Source organism: Hymenobacter oligotrophus (genome assembly GCF_003574965.1).
Lineage (GTDB): Bacteria > Bacteroidota > Bacteroidia > Cytophagales > Hymenobacteraceae > Solirubrum > Solirubrum oligotrophum.
Genome location: NZ_CP032317.1, coordinates 2,799,582 through 2,817,712, shown reverse-complemented (window position 1 = coordinate 2,817,712; position 18,131 = coordinate 2,799,582). Strand labels below are relative to the sequence as shown.

16 protein-coding genes and 1 pseudogene are annotated in these 18,131 nt (G+C 62.2%); 6 read left to right on the top strand and 11 right to left on the bottom strand.

The window, feature by feature from the left end; genetic code table 11:
* Positions 1 to 11 precede the first annotated feature (11 nt).
* From D3Y59_RS12045 to gwsG, 5 genes are read right to left on the bottom strand one after another with little or no spacing between them, the layout of a single operon-like run.
* Entirely contained in the window at positions 12 to 2,219 is a 2,208-nt protein-coding gene (locus D3Y59_RS12045; protein WP_119445278.1) for a peptidase domain-containing ABC transporter, read from the bottom strand.
* Positions 2,216 to 3,856 (bottom strand): DUF6734 family protein, encoded by a 1,641-nt coding sequence (locus tag D3Y59_RS12040; protein ID WP_119445277.1) that lies wholly within the window; start codon positions 3,854 to 3,856, stop codon positions 2,216 to 2,218. The genes D3Y59_RS12045 and D3Y59_RS12040 overlap by 4 nt, the downstream gene beginning before the upstream one ends.
* A gap of 21 nt (positions 3,857 to 3,877) precedes the next feature.
* A complete protein-coding gene (gene gwsS / locus D3Y59_RS12035) occupies positions 3,878 to 4,945 on the bottom strand; it encodes a grasp-with-spasm system SPASM domain peptide maturase (protein ID WP_162910732.1) in 1,068 nt (355 codons plus the stop codon).
* A gap of 10 nt (positions 4,946 to 4,955) precedes the next feature.
* Positions 4,956 to 5,198 carry a hypothetical protein gene (locus D3Y59_RS12030; protein ID WP_119445275.1) on the bottom strand — a complete coding sequence of 81 codons (243 nt, stop codon included), beginning with the start codon at positions 5,196 to 5,198 and terminating at the stop codon, positions 4,956 to 4,958.
* Positions 5,158 to 6,177, bottom strand: a complete 1,020-nt coding sequence (gene gwsG / locus D3Y59_RS12025) for a grasp-with-spasm system ATP-grasp peptide maturase (protein ID WP_119445274.1) — start codon at positions 6,175 to 6,177, stop codon at positions 5,158 to 5,160. The genes D3Y59_RS12030 and gwsG overlap by 41 nt, the downstream gene beginning before the upstream one ends.
* 321 nt (positions 6,178 to 6,498) lie before the next feature.
* On the opposite strand from gwsG, the gene D3Y59_RS12020 reads away from it, so the two are divergent.
* Positions 6,499 to 6,672: an rSAM-modified peptide gene (locus D3Y59_RS12020; protein WP_119445273.1), complete on the top strand. Its 174-nt coding sequence runs from the start codon at positions 6,499 to 6,501 to the stop codon at positions 6,670 to 6,672.
* Positions 6,673 to 6,753: 81 nt separating this feature from the next.
* On the opposite strand, the gene D3Y59_RS12015 is transcribed toward D3Y59_RS12020, so the two are convergent.
* From D3Y59_RS12015 to D3Y59_RS11990, 6 genes and pseudogenes are all read right to left on the bottom strand, one after another.
* Positions 6,754 to 7,149 carry a hypothetical protein gene (locus tag D3Y59_RS12015; RefSeq protein ID WP_162910731.1) on the bottom strand — a complete coding sequence of 132 codons (396 nt, stop codon included), beginning with the start codon at positions 7,147 to 7,149 and terminating at the stop codon, positions 6,754 to 6,756.
* Positions 7,150 to 8,140: 991 nt separating this feature from the next.
* Positions 8,141 to 8,458 carry a LytR/AlgR family response regulator transcription factor gene (locus D3Y59_RS12010; RefSeq protein ID WP_162910730.1) on the bottom strand — a complete coding sequence of 106 codons (318 nt, stop codon included), beginning with the start codon at positions 8,456 to 8,458 and terminating at the stop codon, positions 8,141 to 8,143.
* A gap of 133 nt (positions 8,459 to 8,591) precedes the next feature.
* Positions 8,592 to 8,819, bottom strand: a pseudogene (locus D3Y59_RS18850) (LytR/AlgR family response regulator transcription factor); the annotation flags it as partial.
* 65 nt (positions 8,820 to 8,884) lie between these two features.
* Complete coding sequence (locus D3Y59_RS12000; RefSeq protein WP_162910729.1) at positions 8,885 to 9,208, bottom strand: LytS family sensor histidine kinase; 324 nt, start codon at positions 9,206 to 9,208, stop codon at positions 8,885 to 8,887.
* Positions 9,209 to 9,435: 227 nt separating this feature from the next.
* Positions 9,436 to 13,059 carry a M1 family aminopeptidase gene (locus D3Y59_RS11995; protein WP_119445269.1) on the bottom strand — a complete coding sequence of 1,208 codons (3,624 nt, stop codon included), beginning with the start codon at positions 13,057 to 13,059 and terminating at the stop codon, positions 9,436 to 9,438.
* Complete coding sequence (locus D3Y59_RS11990) at positions 13,056 to 13,985, bottom strand: ABC transporter ATP-binding protein (RefSeq protein ID WP_119445268.1); 930 nt, start codon at positions 13,983 to 13,985, stop codon at positions 13,056 to 13,058. The genes D3Y59_RS11995 and D3Y59_RS11990 overlap by 4 nt, the downstream gene beginning before the upstream one ends.
* Here D3Y59_RS11990 and D3Y59_RS18440 point away from each other — a divergent pair.
* The 5 genes from D3Y59_RS18440 to D3Y59_RS11965 all read left to right on the top strand — a co-directional run bounded on the left by D3Y59_RS18440 (position 13,984) and on the right by D3Y59_RS11965 (position 18,099).
* Positions 13,984 to 14,280: a hypothetical protein gene (locus D3Y59_RS18440; protein ID WP_119445267.1), complete on the top strand. Its 297-nt coding sequence runs from the start codon at positions 13,984 to 13,986 to the stop codon at positions 14,278 to 14,280. The genes D3Y59_RS11990 and D3Y59_RS18440 overlap by 2 nt on opposite strands.
* Positions 14,250 to 15,275, top strand: coding sequence for a sensor histidine kinase (locus D3Y59_RS11980; RefSeq protein WP_119445266.1), 1,026 nt, complete (start codon positions 14,250 to 14,252; stop codon positions 15,273 to 15,275). Before D3Y59_RS18440 ends, D3Y59_RS11980 begins: the two co-directional genes overlap by 31 nt.
* Positions 15,244 to 15,978 (top strand): LytR/AlgR family response regulator transcription factor, encoded by a 735-nt coding sequence (locus D3Y59_RS11975; protein ID WP_119445265.1) that lies wholly within the window; start codon positions 15,244 to 15,246, stop codon positions 15,976 to 15,978. The genes D3Y59_RS11980 and D3Y59_RS11975 overlap by 32 nt, the downstream gene beginning before the upstream one ends.
* Positions 15,979 to 16,264: 286 nt before the next feature.
* Entirely contained in the window at positions 16,265 to 17,347 is a 1,083-nt protein-coding gene (locus D3Y59_RS11970) for a sensor histidine kinase (RefSeq protein ID WP_119445264.1), read from the top strand.
* Complete coding sequence (locus tag D3Y59_RS11965) at positions 17,347 to 18,099, top strand: LytR/AlgR family response regulator transcription factor (protein WP_317127405.1); 753 nt, start codon at positions 17,347 to 17,349, stop codon at positions 18,097 to 18,099. Before D3Y59_RS11970 ends, D3Y59_RS11965 begins: the two co-directional genes overlap by 1 nt.
* Positions 18,100 to 18,131 lie beyond the last annotated feature (32 nt).

Sequence of the window (18,131 nt, the reverse complement as noted above, 5' to 3'; positions counted from 1 at the left end):
GTCAACCGGGGTTATTTGTCCACGGAGATTTGCTTGCGCACTAGGTCGTGGTAAACGCCTTCCTGGTAGAGCAGCTCGTAGTGCGTGCCTTGCTCCACGATGCGGCCCTGCTCGAGCACCACGATGTGGTCGGCGTTGCGCACGGTGCTCAGCCGGTGCGCGACGACCACCATGGTCCGGCCCTTGAAGTGCTGCTCGAGGTTGCGGACGATGGTGCTTTCGTTGTTGGAATCCAGCGCGTTGGTGGCTTCGTCAAAGAAAATAAACTCCGGGTCCTTGTAGACGGCGCGGGCAATCAGCAGGCGCTGGCGCTGCCCCTGGCTTAAGCCGTTGCCCTCGGCGCCGATTACCGTGGCAAAACCCAGGGGCAAGGCGTCGATAAACTCCTGGATGTTGGCGATGGCCACCGCCTGGCGCAGCCGGCCTTCGTCGATGACTTCCTCGCCCACGGCGATGTTGCGGGCAATGGTGTCGGAAAAAATAAACCCGTCCTGCAGCACCGTCCCGCAGGACCGCCGCCAGTGCTTGTTGCTGACGAGTTCAAGCGGAACTCCCCCCACGCGCAGCTCGCCCGCGCCGGGCGGGTAGAATTTAAGCAGCAGCTTGACCAGACTGGTTTTGCCGCTGCCGCTGCTGCCCACGATGGCCGTGGTTTTGCCCTGCTCGATGCGCAGGTTCAGGTCGCGCAGCACCGGTTCGCTGGTGCCCGGGTACTGGAAGCTGACGCCCCGCAGCTGCAGGCTTTTTTCGGCGGGCAGCGGCAGGCGCGCCGGGCCGTCGGCGGGCTCCTCGTCGGGAATCGTGTGGATCTCGTTGAGGCGCTCCAGGCTCAGGCGCGCGTCCTGCATGGCCTGCACGAAATGAATCAGCTGTTCCACCGGCCCGTTGAGCTGGCCCAGGATGTATTGCATGGCCAGCATGGCGCCCAGCGTGAGCTCCCCGGCTACCACGGCCTGCGCGGCAATAAACGTGATGAGAATGTTTTTGCCCTGGTTGATAAAGATCAGCCCGGATTGCTGGTACTGGTTTAGGCGCAGCCCCCGCATTTCCAGCTTGAACTGCCGGGCCTGCAGGCGTTCCCATTCCCAGCGCTTTTGGGTTTCGGCGCCGGCCAGCTTCACGTCGGGCATGCCCTGAATCAGCTGCACTAGGGCATTTTGGTTTTGGGTGCCCAAGTCAAAGCGGCGCAAATCCAGCTTGCGCCGCTGGTGCATAAACAGAAACACCCAGGCGATGTACAGGCCGGTGCCGGTGGCAAACAGCGCGAACACCAACCCGTGGTAATACGCCAGCACGGCCCCGAACACGACCAGGTTGAGCAGGGAAAACAGCACGTTCAGGCTCGTGCCGGTCAGAAAGCTCTCGATGCGGTGGTGGTCGTTGATGCGCTGCACAATGTCCCCGTACATCTTCACGTCGAAGAAAGCCAGCGGCAGGCGCATGAGCTTCACGAAAAAGTCGGACAGGATGGCCAGGTTCACCCGCGCGCTGATGTAGAGCAGCAGCCAGCTGCGCACAAACTCCACGACGGTTTGCCCGATAAAGAGCATAACCTGCGCGGCCAGCACCAGGGTGATAAAGCTCAGGTTCTGGGTGCGGATGCCCACGTCCACCACCGATTGGGTCAGGAAGGGCAAAATCACTTGCAGCAGGCTGCCGACCAGCAGGCCCACCAGCACCTGTACCAGCAGCCAGCGGTAAGTGCCCAGGTACTGAAACATGCGGCCGAAGCCCACCACGGGAATGCCTTCCCCCTCCTCCGCGTAAAAATCCTGGGTGGGTTCCAGCAGCAGGGCGATGCCCTCGCCGGCGGGCAGGCCCTCCGACCAGCCCCGCAGGAATTCCGCTTCTTCGTAGGCAATCAGGGCCTTGCCCGGATCGGCCACGTGCACGGTGCGGCGTTGCTGGCCCGTAAAGGGGTTGCGCCGGCCGCTGATGCGGTGCACCACCACGAAGTGGTTGTTGCGCCAGTGCACCACGCAGGGCAGCGGGGCCTGGGTGGCCAGCTGCTCAAAGGTGATGTGCACGCCCATAGAGCGAAAGCCGATGGACTCCGCCGCCTCGCTTAGGCCCAGCAGCGAAGCGCCTTCGCGGTTTACCCCGCAGCGCGTGCGCAGGGTCTGCACCGAGTACGTGCGCCCGTAATGCCGGGAAATCATGCGCAGGCAGGTGGGGCCGCAGTCCATCGCGTCCAGCTGCTGGTAAAACGGGAAACTCATAGCTGCGCCGCGCTTACTTCCCCGCTGGGCGCAAACTCCAGGTAGCCGTCGTAAACCAGGTTCATGGTCAGGAATTCGAGCACGCTGGTTTTGAGCACTTCCCTTGAGTTGTGCTGCAGCACGTTGGTGTTGGCGCAGAGCTGCTCGAGCAGTTCGTTGCCGGTGATGGGCTCGTCCTGGAAGTAGTACAACATCCGCGGCCAGGCGTCCAGCTCCTGCTCCACCAGAGACTCGCCCGTGAGCTCGACAAGCAGAAAGTACCGGTTGCCCTCTCGGGCCGCCGCCGGCTGCTGCGCATCGGCCGCGTTTAGCTCCGTTAGGCTCCAACGCGAAGGCAGCACCCGGATGTGCGGGCTGGCCAGCAGCGGGTGCGCTAGCACCCCTTCCGTGTCCAGGTGGTCTAGGGCCTGGTAGGAGCGCCGGATCTTGCGAAACTTCGCCTCCGTCGAGTACGGCTCGCCCCCCAGCAAGTCGGACCCTAAACACTCAAAGCGGAACAGCGTGCGCAGCTGGTCGGCCTGCGCCAGGTCCAGCAGCGGGCTGGCCTCCGCCACCGCCGCTTCCACCTGGGCCCGGGTGCTGTCCGCAGGCAGCTCCCAGCGGGGTGCCAGAAAACGCAGCGTGCGCGCAAACGGTCCGCCGGCCACGGCCGCGCGCGGGCGCACGTCCCGCCCCGAGGCGGGCAAGGCAAAGGGCGGAACGAGCGCGTCCAGGGGCTCGTCCACATAGCCAGGTATGTTCTGCAGGTAAGCCATGACCCGCTCGTAGTAGGCGGGAAACTCGTGCTTGAGCCGGAACTCTACCTGCTCGCAGGCCGTGGGCGCCTGCTTGCTGGACCCGAGCATGTGCACGTACTTGCGCAGAAACGGCACCTTGTCAATCTCAAACAGCTCCACGTAGAAGCCCGGCCCGACCTGGTCGAACAAGGTATCGACGCGCCGTTGCTGCTGCTGGGTGAGCTTGTAGAATAGGTACTGTTCAAAGATCAGGTTCAGGGAACCGGCTTTGCCCCCGGCGGCAATTTCCGGCAGGTTCAGGGCTACGCAGCGCAGCGCCTGCTCGCAGTAGTAACGAATAAATGCCGTGTCCGTGCCGCCGAACACCCCCGCGTTAATGGCCACCACGTGCGTGCCCAGGTGATTACCGGCTTCCCCCGCGGCGTCGGCGCGGTCAAAATAGTCCGGGACGTGGGGCAGTTCCGCAAAAATGTATTCCAGCGCCTCCCGGTACACAATCGTATTGGTTTCCAGGTTTTGGGCCGTCAGCGGCGCCTGGCTTACGTGCGCGGGAAAGGCCTCCCAGATAAACACGTCGTTGTCCACGTGCAGGAAAGGCTCCTGCTGGAGCCCGTAGGCGTGAATCTTGGGGATGGCCCACAGCGCCTGGGGGTATTGCTCAAACTGGTTTAAGCTTAAATCCACTTCCGTGTAAGGCAGCTGTAGGGCGTCGATGAGCAGGGCCTTGCCGTGGTTATCGGTTACGAGCTGCACGCGCGGGTAGTACTTGCGTATGCGCAGGCAGCTCAGGGCGATGCTCATCAGGTGGTATTTCTCCGCCAGCCAGCCGCCTTTAAAGCGGCCGTTTTCTTCTTCCGTTCCGCGGGAGGGAACGGACCAATACGTCTGTACAATCTTCATAGAGGCGAAACGCGTTCGGATTTATTCGGCAACGGATACGGGCGCCCCGGCCCGGGCCGCCGGGCGGGAGGCGTCCGCGGTGGCTTCGCCCCAGACGGCGGCGTAGGGATCGTAGCTGCACTTGGCCGGCTTGCCCGAAAGCGAAGTCGCGTCCAGGGTGTAAGCCCGGCAGTCCTGGCAGATGTAGCGGAATTCGCAGTCCCGGCAGACTTCCACCTGGTCCTTGTTCACCGCCCAGACCGCGGTAAAGTCCGGCTGCTGCAGCACGGCGCGCAGCGGGGTGTCGTCCACGTGCCCAAACGAGGTGGGCATGCTCGGGCAGTTGCGCAGCAGCCCGTGCTGGTCCACCCCGATTTTGCGGTTCAGGCAGCTGTTGAATTTCTGGGCTTCGCTGAACAGGTGCGTATTGGCCGTAAAGTACCAGGGCGACACGCTGCCGCAGCACTTCTCGGAGGTGATCTGCTCGGGGGTGTAAATGATGACAAAGTCGTCCAGCTCGGCAAACGTAGCCTGCCCGGCCGAATGAATGGTGAGCTTGCGCACGCGCGGGTTGTGCTGGTGCAGCTCGCGCAGCGCGGCCGAACTCAGGCTCGGGTCGTAACCCACCACCACTTCCACCGAGCGCAGCGTGCTGCCCTTGACCGCTTCCAGGCGCTGGGTTAGCTCGGGCAGCGCCAGCGAATAAAAAAACCGCAGCTCCAGCGCGTCACACCCCAGCTCGGAAAGCTGCGGCACCAGTTCCGTCAGCGAATGAGTGGACTGGGGCGCGAAGTCTACTACGGCGTTGGTGATGGCCTTGGCCTCGTGCCAATTCTTGAGCTGCAGGGCCGGAAACTGCTGCGGCTCATCGGTCCAAAACCCTAGCTCCTGCTCGTCAAGAAAAGCCAGGTAGGCGTCAATGTCCGCGTTGTGGCGGTGGTCGAAGTTGGCTTTGATCTGCTCCACCGGCAGGTGGTGAAACCGCGTGAGGATGTAATACAGAATGGTGGGGATCGGCTGGTAGCGGTCGCGCTGCAAGTCGCAGATCACGCTGCGGCGGGCCCCCTTCACGGGAATGCAGCAGGCGAAGAGCTTGAAGTAGGCTTTCACGGGCGGACAACTAAAGTTCTTCGGAAAGCAAATCCGTGGTGCTCAGCGCCTCGGGAGAAGCCAGCACGCGGGAGATGTGCTTGTTAAACAGAAAGGTTTGAAAATCCCGGCTGCCGTAGTGCGCGCTGTCCGCTTTCTTGGACAGGTCCACCAACGTGTTGCGCGGGCCGCCCGCGGCGTTCTCGGCCAGCAGAAAGTTCAGGGAGTAAAACCTATGCTCGGCGGGCGGCAGGTATTGGTAAAGCTTTTTCATGGGCGGGGCGGTCAAGCTTGATCAGGGCCTCGGCCACCTTGCGGTGCAGGCCGTAGTTGCAGGGGAAGTCCACCATGCCGAACTGGCCGGTGGCGTTAATTTCCAGGAAGTAGTAGTGGCCGTCCGTGCCGCGGATGAAATCCAGCGAACCGCAGTTCAGCTGCATGCGCTTCATCAGGTGGTGGATCTTTTTTTCCAGCGGGCGGGGCAGCTGGTAGGGCACATTGCGGTTGGGCCGCTCCAGGTTGTACTGCCGAAAGTCCAGGCTGGTCTGCTGGTCCCGCTGCGAGAAAATTGCCATGGCGTAGCATTTCCCCAGCAGGTAGAAAACCCGCAGCTCATAGTCTTTCGTGACCCGCTCCTGAACCAGCGAAGGCAGGAAGCGCGGGGCCAGCAGCGGAAGCTCGGCTTCGGGCACCCCGGTGGTGAACATGGTAAATGCCCCGCCCGCGGGGCGGTTGAACAGGTAGCCGTCCTTGATGGATTTGGAAATAAGCGGCTGCTCGGCCGCCACGGCGCCCAACGTGCCGGTTTCGTTTACCACGTAGGAGTCCGGAATGCGCAGGCCGCATTCGACCGCCACGTGCAGGCAGTAGGGCTTGTTGACGTTCACGTGCTGCGGGTTGGTCAGCCAGCGCTTTGGCTTGAGAATGCCCAGCAAGCCGTCCAGCACCACGTTAAACTCCCGCACCAGGTGGGCCAAAGCCCCCGGGGCCACCACGCCGGTGGCTTGCAGGTACTCTTCCGAGTGGGTGAAGAAACCAAACTTGCGAAACCACACCGCGCGGATGTCTTCCAGGGCAATTTCGTGCTTGCCCAGGGTTAGCGCGGGTGCCTGCCCGTTGCGGATCTGCAGCCGCAGGTTCTGCCGGATCAAGTCAATGGAGTTGAGCCGCAAAAACGGCTGCTGGTAATAATGCAGCCAGTCGATAACGACGTCGGCGGACAGGTCTCCGTCAGTGGTGAGAATTAGAATCATCTGCGACCGGAACTAAACCCGGAGTAAGGATGGATGGCGCAAGGCAAGCAGCAGCAAACCAAAGACATAGCTTTGGTTGCCTGACCGAATCAGCAGCCAGTGCCTTTCCGTGCCGCTAACATAGACCAATCCCCAGGGCGGGAAAATCACTTGTTCACGTCGTGAACAACTATTGCCTAGCAACCAACTGATAACCCGCCTCTTACGGGTCTATTTTATTCTCGCCTGTGAATAAAAGCCCGTACGCCCGTCCTCTACTTTTGACATCAACAACGACGAAGACTTCACAGGAAGTGAAGCGGGTTGCGTTGCTAGACTTCTATGAAAAAGTTCGATTTCGAAAAGATGGACAACTCCATGTTCGAAAGCCTTGACGTGGCTAAAATGAAGCGCGTTAAAGGGGGTTACACCATGAACACGTTCACCGTTTATAGCAACGGCACTTCCAATTCCAACGACGGCACCGGCTGCCAGGACGGGGTGTGCAACGACTAAGTAGCCTACCCTTAACACACAAAGGGCCCCGGGGAGCAGCTGCTCCCCGGGGCCCTTTGTGTGTTAAGGGCCGGGCGGCTTTTACTGCTCCCCCGCCAGGCCGTGGGTGATAATGTGACCGAGCACCTTTTCGTCGAGGTTTTTAGTGCCCAGGAAGGCTGCCACTTTGTGCATGGTTACTTTGCTGATGTGCTGGTGCTTGTGGTGACAGTTGTAGAGCCCGAACAAGCGTTTGGCCGTGGACTCGCTGATGTCCAGCAGCTGGGCAAGGCTGACGAAGTGCCGGTGCTGCCACTCGGCCAGGGCCTGCGTCAGGTGGGCATGCTCGTGGTAATGGCGCGGCTGCTTTTGCACCAAGGCGCGGGCCTGGCGCGTAACGAGCTGGGCTAGAGCTTGTTTATAATAGTGTCCGGTACCCCCTACGATGCGCTGCATGTAGGCATTGCTGAGTTGACGGGCGGTTAACGATGAAAACATTAGGTAGAATTGGTAAGTGGGAACGTAATCGGAAAGCAGGGTTCGGTGCGCAGAAAACGCCAACCCGGTCATGGGCAGAACGCAAAGTCAGCTCCCTGCGCAGCAGGGAAAGCCAGCGGATAAGCCACGGGAAGCCCAGCGGCCAACCGAGGGCCGAAGCAAGACAAGCGGGAGTTGCGGGAAAAGGGGGAGGTTTGGTGACTTCCGAATCATATTGCTTGCGGTCGGTGCGCCAGGGCCCAACGGGCGGTCTGGTAGCCCGGCGAGCAGCCGGGGTTGCGCTTATCGGCCCCGTTCGGTTAACAAGGCAAGCAATAGGAGTAGTTGAAACGGGAGCGGCGTGGCGAAAGCCCGATGGGCTTGCCGGCCGTAAATAAGTAATAATTCCCAATTGCCGCAAGAAAGCGTTGCCCGTCCCGCTAAGGCCATCAAGACTTTCACAGCCCGCTTCTGGTGGAAGAAGGCTGTGAACAAGGGTGCTTTTTAACGGCCTGGGCGCACCTTCTGGTCACGAGGTAATTCGCCGGGACCTGTGTACAGCACCTGGCTTACGCATGCTGGCCAAAGCCCCCTCACTAGCAGCGATCCAGCACCCCCTGAACAACTCCATTTGGCCTGCCCATCGGTAGCTTGGGCGTAATCTCGCCCCGTCAGCCGATCATCAATCCGTCAGGCCGGCCGGCGTGGGCCAACTGCGGCAAGGAGATGAGCCGTCTGTTGGCGGGTACGCCGGCAAAACTGGGACAGTGAGTTCTGCACCAGCAGGCGTCCCTGCTCGGCGGGCCTCAGCACCTTGGCGGCAGCAAACCGCTTACCCAACCAGCCCAGCCAGCAGACCTGTCCTTGGTTGAAAGTTTGGCTCCAAAGTAGCTTCACCCTCGCGTAGACAAGCAATCAGGAATCTAAAACGGGTACATTCATGCGGTAACCTTACCGCTTATGTGCTAGCCATTGGCCATCCGCAGCGGGCGATGACCGGCATCACTACGCCTTACCTTAAATGCAGTTGGCGCAGTACTTCCTGCCGGTAGGTGCCGCCCACCGGCACTTCCCGAGCGCCCACCAGCAACACATTGCCGTGGAGCCGCTCGACGCGGGCCAGGTTGACCAAGTACGATTTGTGGGTACGCACAAACTGGCCGGCAGGAAGTTGGCTTTCCATGTGCCGCATTGTTTCGGCTGTCAGCAGCACCCGGCCCAAGGCCAGGTGGCACTTGACGAAGTTGCCGTAGCCCTCCACCAACAGCAGGTCCGCATAGCGCCCCGCTCGGTGCCGACGTCGTTTTAAGGAATACAAAATCGATTGCAACCGGGGGATGAGTAAGCGCCGCGGCGGCGGCCACCGCTGGCGCGGGATGGACCGCGGGGCTGTGGAGCCGGCTGATGGTTTTGACAAAACGCTCGAAGCGAATTGGCTTGAGCAGGTAGTCGGCCACCCCAAAATCGAAGGCGCCGAGGGCGTGGTCGGCGTGGGCCGTGCACAAGACGACTGCCGGCGGCTGGGCCAGCGCGCGCAGCAGCTCCAGGCCAGTGAGGCCGGGCATGTTCACGTCCAGAAACAGCACGTCCACCGGCGCGGCGCGCAAAAACGTGAGGGCCTCCACGGCGCCGTACCAGCTGCCGGCCCACACGGCCAGACTCGGCAGGCGGTTCAGATAAGCGCGCAACACGGTGTGAGCCAGTGGTTTGTCATCGACCAGCAGACAGCGTAAGGGCACAGGAGCAAACTCAGGATTCAAAGCACGAGCTGGAGAGTGGCGGCGTAATGGGCGGCCGTGGCGTCAACGGCGAGGCGGTGGCGCTCGTCGGGGTACAGCTGCGCCAGCCGGGCCCGTAAGTTAGGCAAACCCAGCCCCGAGGGCGCGGGGCGGAAATCCGGCGGGATGTTGTTGTCGGTGCGCAAGGTCAGGCCCGCGTCGGTTTGCTGCAGGCGGATGCGAATGGTGTTCAGGCCGCTGGCGCCGATGGCGTGTTTAAAGCAGTTCTCGACGAGCGGCAGCAGCCGCAACGGGGCCAGCGGCTGCTCGGGGCAACTGCTCGGGCGCAAACAGCTTGGCATCGGCGGGGTGGGGGCCACGGTGGCGCGTATCGGCGGGGCGCATAGGTGCTGGTTACGCAGCCGCGGGTTAAATAGCTGCCGCACACACGTGGCTTGCTGCCCAAACTTCCCGGAACGCCCGGTGCTGCGCTCCGGCAACGCGTTACAGCGCGCAGCACCTAGGACAATAATGCTTGGCCCGGCAGCCTCTGCAAGCCGCCGGCCAACAACAGAACGCGGGTAACGGATTAGTCTGCGGTCTTCACCGTCTGGGAGTTATCGATTGGGTTCCAGTCAACCAGCAATTGACGCGGGTCGATGCTTGCTTTGGCGGGCCGGGCGGGTACCGTCAGCACGATGGTTTGCTTGCCGGTTTTGAGCAGGTGCTTTTGCCGGTAGAGCGGCTTGCCTGCCTCTTTGCCTGCTTCGGCGGAGGCGAAGACGCCAATTTCTACCCATTCCCGCATTGGGAGTTTGGTTTCGGTGCCGGCGCTATCCACGGCTAGCTTGTGGGCCTGCAGCGCGAGGGTTAGTTGCCACTGGCCGCCGCTGAGCTGTTTGGCGGTGGCTTTTTCCGTTGCCAACTCCCAAAACGTGTTCACCCGGAACAGGTCGTGCAGCAGCGGTTGCAGCGAGTCGGGCGTGGCCGCTGCTAGCTCCCGGTAAAGGTCGAGCGAGGTGGGGTGGGGCCGCTTGCCCGGGGGGTGGTGTGCCAGCAACTGCCGAAGCGCTCCGTTTACCCGGTCGCGGCCCATGTATTGGCTCAGCGCGTAAAGCGCGAAGGGGCCTTTGCGGTAGTTGTGGTAAAAATCAGTGGCCTGCAGCAACGGCAAGGCGGCGCGGGTGCGCGGAGTTTCGTTTTCCTCGCGCAGAAAGCTCAACAGCCGCCCTAAGTGCTCGGGGCCGTACTTGTCCTCCAGCATGCCCATGGCCGAGTACCACGCCAGGCTTTCGGTAATCAGGCCGGCGCCTTCCACGTAGGCTTGCTTGAGCTGGTTGCCCCACCACTGGTGCGCTACCTCGTGCGCCACCACGGCCGTTACTAGGTCGAAGCCCCGCTCATCGGCCTCCGGGTTCAGCAAGAAGAAACCTTCGCCGGCCGTGATGTTGATGGGAGACGCGTGGTTGCCGAAGCTGTAGCCGGGCTGGGCCACAAAGCGGAGCTGGCGGTGCGGGTAGGGGCCAAACTCCTGGGTATAGTAATCGAGCGAGGCCTGGGCGCTCCGGATCATACGCGCCGGGTTGCCCGCCGGCGTCCCCGGCGGGTAGTAAATCTGAATGGCCACTTCTCGGTTTGGGCCGGCCGATGGGTTGCGCCACGTGCCTTGCTCGACCAAGAAGTTGGCCGAGAAAAAGGCGTATTCGTTGCGAATGGGCGCTTCCGCAGCGTAGTGGAAGTAGCGGCGGCCGGCTTGGGTCCAGGTTCGGCGCAGGGTGCCCGGCGCCACCACTTGCTGGCCCTCATTGGTACCCACGATGGCTTCGAAGCGGATTTGCTCGGGAAACGGAGCGTAGTGGCGGGCGGCCGCGTCGTGGAGCGAGGCCGTGGCGGGCCTGGCGGGCAAGCCATGCGCTTTGCGGGCGCCGGCCTCGTCTAGCTCGCGGTAGGGCAGGTATCCGATGACGGGCAGCCACTCCAGATTTCGGAAGTTGGTGCCGTTTGCCAGCACCTGCGCGCTGGTCCCGTTGTTGGTAAAGCCTTTGGGGCGGTGGGCAACCTGGAAGCGCAGGCGCAGCGAATCGCCTGGAAGCAAGGGTTGCGCCAGCGCATAGATGCGGTGGCTCAGCTCATCGGCCACGAGCACCGCTTTGGCTGGCCGGCCGAAATCGACGGCCGTGGTTTCCAGGCCCGCGCCGGTGCCGAGGTGCACCGAGTCGATGGGTACCGGGCTGTTGTTCACGAGCAGGTAAGTGCCCCGCACCGTTGCCGAGCGCTGCTTGGGGTAAATCTCGACCCGCAGGTTTACGCCGGTTAGCACGGGCTGGGGCGCGTTGTGGTAGCGGCGGAAACGCTGCTCGTAGGTGGCGCGCAGCGCAGCGGCGGTGGCGGAGTTGGTGTAGGCGTTGAGGACGTTGGTGTTGTAGAAAATAAAACCGCCAATTGCCAGAATGCCGCTCGCGGCTGCCGCCGCCACCGGAACCAATGGGCCCGTAAAGCGCCGCCGGGCCAACTGTAACCGGAAACCAATGCTGGCTTGGCGGCCGCGCACCCAAAACAGCACCGCCACCACGGCCAGCAACAGCGCCCACGCTGCCCAATAGCCTTTAAACCAAAGCCAGGGCGCCAGAGTCGACCCAAAGCCGGCTATGTCGGTATACGTCCAGCTTGGGCTGGCACCAAAAATCAGCAGCTTGTGCTCGGCACCCAGCGTGCCCGCAAAGGCGATGCACGCGTAGGCTAGCAGCGCCACCAAGTGCCCCACAAACTTTTGGTTTACCAGCACGTGCACGCACAAAACCAGCAAAGCAAACAGCAGGCAATCGACCAGCTGCAACCCAAACAGCCCCAGCCCGAACAACCCGATTTCGGCCTTGGCGCCGCCTAGGGCGGCTTGCGCTACCACACCGGCCGCGAGCAAGAAGGCCAACCACACCACCAGCACCAACGCCAGCGCCAGGTACCGGCTCAGAAACAGCACCCATTCGGGCACCGGGGCTGCGTGGGCAATTTCGCTTAGGCCGGTTTCCCGCTCGCGCCACACCAACTCGCCCGCGTAGAAAACGGTGAGCAGCCCGACGCTAATCCAGAAAAAGTTGGGGTCCGTCAGCGGCGCGGTTAGGTAATCCAGCACAAAATCGGTGCGGGGCAGCAAGGGCACGCCGCGGCCTTTGAGGTTGCCGGGTACGGTGGCGCCTACCAGCAAGGCCAAGCAAGCGAGCAGCGGCAGGCCGGCCTTGCTTTTGGCCAGCTGCAAAAAGGATTTCCAGGTCATCAGGCGCAACTGGTGCAGCTGCGTAGCCCAACCATGGATGCCCCTGGCCGGCGGCAGCGCTTTGCCCGTGCCCCAGCTGAATTTCTCTCCGGCCGCGGCAGCTGGTGCAGGCTGTTGGCCGGGTTTCGATTTCTGGCTGGCCTCGGGCAGCACGAGCTGAAACCGGACGTAGGTAAACGCCAACAAACCCAGCGAGATACCCAACCACAGCAGGCGGTTGGTCAGAAACGAGCCTTCCAGCAGCAGCAGGCGCGTGTTCTTCTCGAGCGGGCTCCAGTCGTTGTTCAGGTGGTTTAGCACCGGGCCGAAACTCATGGGGTCGGCTAGGTTGCCCCACTCGCTGCCCTTCTCTAGCAGTGGCCAAACGGTGTAGGCCGCCGCAAACAAAGCCGCGCCCACCAGGTAACTGGCCAGGGCCCGGCGGCTGAGCGCCGCCGCCGCAAACTGAATGGCCGTTGCGAAAAAGGCATTGGGCAAGGCAATAAAGGCGAAAGTGGTGAGATAGCCCGCCACCCGAAACGGCCCCAAAATCTCGGCTTCCATTCCGGCGCCGTGCATGCCCAGCAGCAGCCCCACCGGAATGGCAAGCAGAATGAGCCCGCTTAGGACGAAGGCGGCCAGAAACCGGCCGCCTAGGTAAGCGGCTTTGCTGGGCGGGGCGGTGTAGGTAAGCAAATGCATGCGCGTCTGCACATCGCGCGCGGCTGCGTCGCCCGCCACGGAGGCGCCTATCACCAGCCACTTCACGCTGCAAATCGCCGTGACGGACGCCATGACGATGGGCGCATTCAGCAGAATATACCCGTCGCGTGCATCGGAGGCGTAATTGGCAACGACGATCAGAAAAGCAATAACCAGGACGGCCGCGAAGTAGAGCCAAGTGGTAACCTGGCGAAGCTGGTAGCGGAACTCCAGCGCGAAAATCGTACGGAAGTTCATAGCGCTACGCTCACGGCTTGAAGTGGCTGATTAACCGGCACGAAGCAGCCCGCCAAGGAGCTGAAATAGACGTCCTCCAGGTCCGGCTCTACCGCCTCGAATCCGGGGCCGGGCCTATCCGGGCTGTACACGTGCACCAGGGTGCGGCCGCTCAGCAGCTTGGCCGATACCACTTGGTGCGCCTGCTCCAGCGCGGGCAGCGCGTGTTTATCGGTTAGCGTGCGCCAAATGCGGCCGCGGAGGGCCGCTACTGCCTCCAGCGGTTGGGCTTCGAGCAGTATTTGCCCTTGGTTGATGATGGCCATGTGCGTGCACAACTCGGCTACATCGGCCACGATGTGGGTGGAGAGGATGACCACGCTGTTTTCGCCCAACTCGCTGAGCAGGTTGAGGAAGCGCACGCGCTCAACTGGGTCGAGGCCGGCCGTCGGCTCGTCGACGATCAGCAACCTAGGGTTGCCCAGCAAGGCCACCGCCACGCCAAAGCGCTGGCGCATGCCGCCCGAAAAACCGCCCAGCTTTTGCTTGCGCTTGTCCCACAGGTTGGTTTGCCGCAGCAAGGCCTCGGTGGTTGCTTGGCGCACGGCCCGGTCGGTAACGCCTTTCAGAATGGCGAAGTAGTCGAGCAGCTCCTGGGCGCTGGCCTTGGGGTACACGCCGAACTCCTGCGGCAGGTAGCCCAGCGTTTGGCGCACCGCTTCCTTGTGGTTCAGCACGTCGATGTGGCCTAGGTAGATGCTGCCCGCATCGGGCTCCTGCAAGGTGGCAAGCGTACGCATGAGCGTTGACTTGCCGGCGCCGTTGGGGCCCAGCAGCCCGTACATGCCCGGCGGGATATCCAGCGACACATTACGCAGCGCCTGCACGCCATTCGCATACTTTTTCGATACGTTGCGGATGCGCAGGCCACTCGGGTGCTTTTCCATGATTTCGGATTTGCTTCGGTTGCTCTTTCAACAGGCCGGCAGCCGGGCACCTAGGGCGGTGCTGGGTTCCCTGTTTCAGGCCGAAACAACGGCTCCGGCGACGGCTCCCGAAACCGGATATGCAAGTGCCGCGAAACAATCGACCAAGCCGGGCTTTGCCGCCGCCAACGCAACGGCCGGCTGCTTTGCTAGGCTCGTAGAGCGGGCCGGGCAGCTGGTCGAGGCGAGTGCGCGGGCTACGGCCGGAAAAGCCAACTTTGCTGTATGGAGCGCGTCAAAAACATCTTCTGGCTGATTCACCTGTCCGTGTGGGTCTTGTTCGGCTTGCTCGTGGCCCTGCAGCTGGGCGGCGAAGGCAGCCCCGGCTGGGGCAGCACCGCCGCAGGGTTTATGGCGACGTGCTTGTACATTTTCTACGGCCATTTTGCTCTGCTAACGCGCACCGCCGGCCAGAAAAGAAACCGGGATTATTGGCTTTGCTTGGCGGGCATTGCCCTCACTGGGCCTTTGCCTTTTTTGCTGCTCTACCCCAAAGCGTACGATACGGGGCATTATTCCATGATGCTGATTACCGCCGTACCCATCTTTGTCTTCTTGGCGTGGTTGGCCCGGGTTACCGAAAACCTGGTGCTCAATACCATTCAAAAAGAGCTGCTGGAAAAGCAAGCCGTGGAGGCAGAGTTGTACTACCTCAAGTCGCAAATCAACCCGCACTTCTTGTTCAATACCCTCAACAACATTCACACGCTGGTGTACAAGCAAGCCCCCGCGGCCCCGGAGGCCGTTATGCACCTAGCGTCGCTGATGCGCTACATGATTTACGAGTCGAACGCGGCCACGGTGCCGCTGACGCGCGAACTGGATTATTTGCGGGATTACGTAAGCTTGCAGCAGCTGCGCTACAAACCCAGCCCGGTGGTGGAGCTGCAGGTGGAAGGGGAGACGGAATCGTGCTACATTGCTCCGTTGCTGTTCATTCACCTGCTCGAAAACGCCTACAAACACAGCCCCGCCCGGCTGGAGCCCGGCGACCTGAAGGTGCGGGTGCAGGTACACGACGGCACGCTGCACTTCAGCGTGCAAAACCCCGTCGGGAAGAAGGCAACCAACCCGCTGGAAGAACCCGGCGGCATCGGGCTGCCCAACGTCCGGAAACGGCTCGCGTTGTTGTACCCCGATCAGCACGCATTAACCATTCAGAACACCGGCGAGACCTTCACGGTCCAGCTCGCCATCCACGGCCTTCAGTCCCCGGCGTATGCACGAAAAGCTCACCTGCTACATCATTGAGGACGAGCACTTGGCCCAGGAAATCCTGGAGGAGTACATCCGGAAGGTGCCGTTTCTGGAGCTAAAAGGCACCTTCGCCAGCCCCTTGGAAGCCGCCGGGCCGTTGCAGCAAGACAAACCCGACCTGCTGTTCCTGGACATCAACATGCCGGACCTGGACGGGCTCAGTTTCATTCCGATGCTGAACCCCAAGCCCCTGATTATCCTCACCACCGCCTACGATCAGTACGCCCTGAAAGCTTACGATTTGGAGGTGAAGGATTACCTGCTGAAGCCGTTCACGTTCGAGCGGTTTTACAAAGGCGTGCTGCGCCTCTACCAGGAGCAAGGCCCTGCCCCTAGGTACACTCCGGAAAAGCCGGAGGAAAGAGCCGAGGCGAAAAATGAGCCGGAGTATATTTTTCTGAAGGTGGGCCACCGCATCCAGAAAGTAGCCACCCGCGACATTCTCTTCGTCGAAGGCATGAAAGACTACTTGCGGATTCATACCCCGGCCGAGAAAATCATGACGCTGCTCAGCTTCGCCAAGCTGGAAGAGCTGTTGCCCGCCCAGGATTTTGCCCGCGTGCACCGGTCCTTTCTGGTTGCTCTCGACAAAATCGACCACATCGAGAAAAACCGGATTCAGATTGCCGACCAGCTCATTCCCATCAGCGACACTTACGCCGAAGCTTTTTACAAGATGCTGAAGGGGCTGCAGTAGGCAAGGGCGTGCGCAGATTCCACAGTTTCCTTAGCAACAGCTGCTGCCAGCAACGCGGCCTCGGCGCAACCTAAGAAGCTTGTAATTCAAACCGGAGCTTGCTCCGGCACAAAGTAGTCGGGCCCAGGCGCTTGCCCTGCAACGGGCCATTCGCCGGAGAAAAACACTTATTTACCGATAAACCTACGGCGAAGAGGGAAAAGTCAAAATAGCTTGCCCAAAATGCAAGATATTTGGCAGTCCTACTGCTGTGCCTTTGCCAACTTCCGCTCGTCTTGCTTCGGTCTTGCTGCTCCAGGGAATCATCTGGGCCGTGATCGTGGCGTTGTTGTTTGCCCCTCGGCCGGGCCAACCCATTCCGCCGCCCGGGCCGTTTTGGGTGCTGCAGCTCACGGTGTTGGTGCTGCTGGCCGGTGCCTACGCGATAAACGCACGCTGGGCCGTGCCGCGGCTGCTTAGCCGCCGCCGCGCGGCGCTCTTCGTGCTGCTGCAGGTGGGCTTGTTCCTGGGCTTGCTCACCGTGCGGCAGCGCTTGGCCAGCGCCATGGACATGCCCCGGTACCTAGCCGGATTGCGCGCCCGAAGTGCCTCTGCCGGCAACCCCGGGCCGCCCCCTGGGCAACCGCTGCGCCAGCCCGTGCTGCTCGACCCGGGCGCGGTGATGGTGGCAGTGCTGGTACTGAGCGTAAGCACTAGCCTCGGCATGGCGCGCCAGGCCCGGCAGGAAGAAGACCGGCGCCGCGTGCTGGAACGGGCGCAGCTGGAGCTGGAGCGCGTGCAAATGCTCACGGAGGTGTCCTTGCTCAAGGCCCAGCTCAACCCGCACTTCTTCTTCAATACGCTCAACAACATCTACGCCCTCACCCGCTCCGACGTGGAGCGCGCCCGCACAGCCATCCACCGCCTCTCGCGCCTGATGCGCTACGTGCTCTACGACACGCAGGCGGGCACCACCCTGCTCAGCCAGGAAGTGCGCTTTCTGCAGGACTACATCGAGCTGATGCAGCTGCGCCTCACCGACCAGGTGCAGCTGACGGTGGAGTGGCCCGCGCCCCTGCGCGAGGTGGCCTTGGCTCCGCTGCTGCTGCTGCCTTACCTGGAAAACGCCTTCAAGCACGGCGTCGACACGGATGCGCCCAGCCGGATCTACATCGGTCTGCGCCAACCCACGCCCGAGACCTTAGCGTTCGAGGTGCGCAATACCTGCCCCGCTTCGCCCGCAGCCAATCTGGAGCCGGGCGGCATCGGGTTGCCCAACACCGAGCGCCGGTTGGCACTGCTTTACCCCGACCGGCACACGCTGACGGTTGCGCCCCCGGCGGCTCCCGGCGGCGAATACCGCGTCCACCTCACTTTGCAGCTAACCTGATGCTGACTTGTTACGCCGTCGACGATGAACCGCTGGCCCTGCAAACCGTCTGCGAGTTCATTGCGCAAACCCCGGGCCTGACGCTGGCCGGCAAATTCAGCAGCGCGCTGCAAGTGCTGCGGGCTTTGCAACAGGCCGAGCAGCCGGTGGACGTGCTCTTTCTTGATATCCAGATGCCCAACCTGAACGGCTTGGAGCTGGCCCGCGTGCTGGCTAGCCGCGGCGGGGCGCCGGGCCCGCGGGTAGTGTTCACCACCGCCTACAGCCAGTTCGCGCTGGAAAGTTACCAGGTAGAGGCACTGGATTACCTCGTCAAGCCCTTCGACTACGAGGACTTCCTGCGCGCCGTGCACAAGGCCCAGGCCTACTACCAATTGCTGCGCCGGCCCGTGCCGGCCCCGCCCCCCGCCACGCCACCCGCAGCCCCGGCCGGCGATTATCTCTATGTGAAAGCCGACTACCAGCTCGTGCGCGTGGTGCTCGACGACATTACCCTAATAGAGGGGCTGGATGACTACGCCAGCATCCACCGCCGCTCCGATGCGCGGCCCCTGCTCACGCTCACCACGCTTAAGGCGCTGGAAGAAAAGCTGCCCGCTCAACGCTTTATGCGCGTGCACCGCTCCTATATCGTGGGCCTGAACCACATCAGCAGCGTGGGGCGCGGCACGATCCAAATTGGCGAGCAGTCCATTCCCGTCAGCGAGCGGTACCGCGCCGCCTTTGACGCTTACCTGGACCGCTGGCGCTAACCTGAAAGCCGCTTTGCCTAGCAATTAATGCC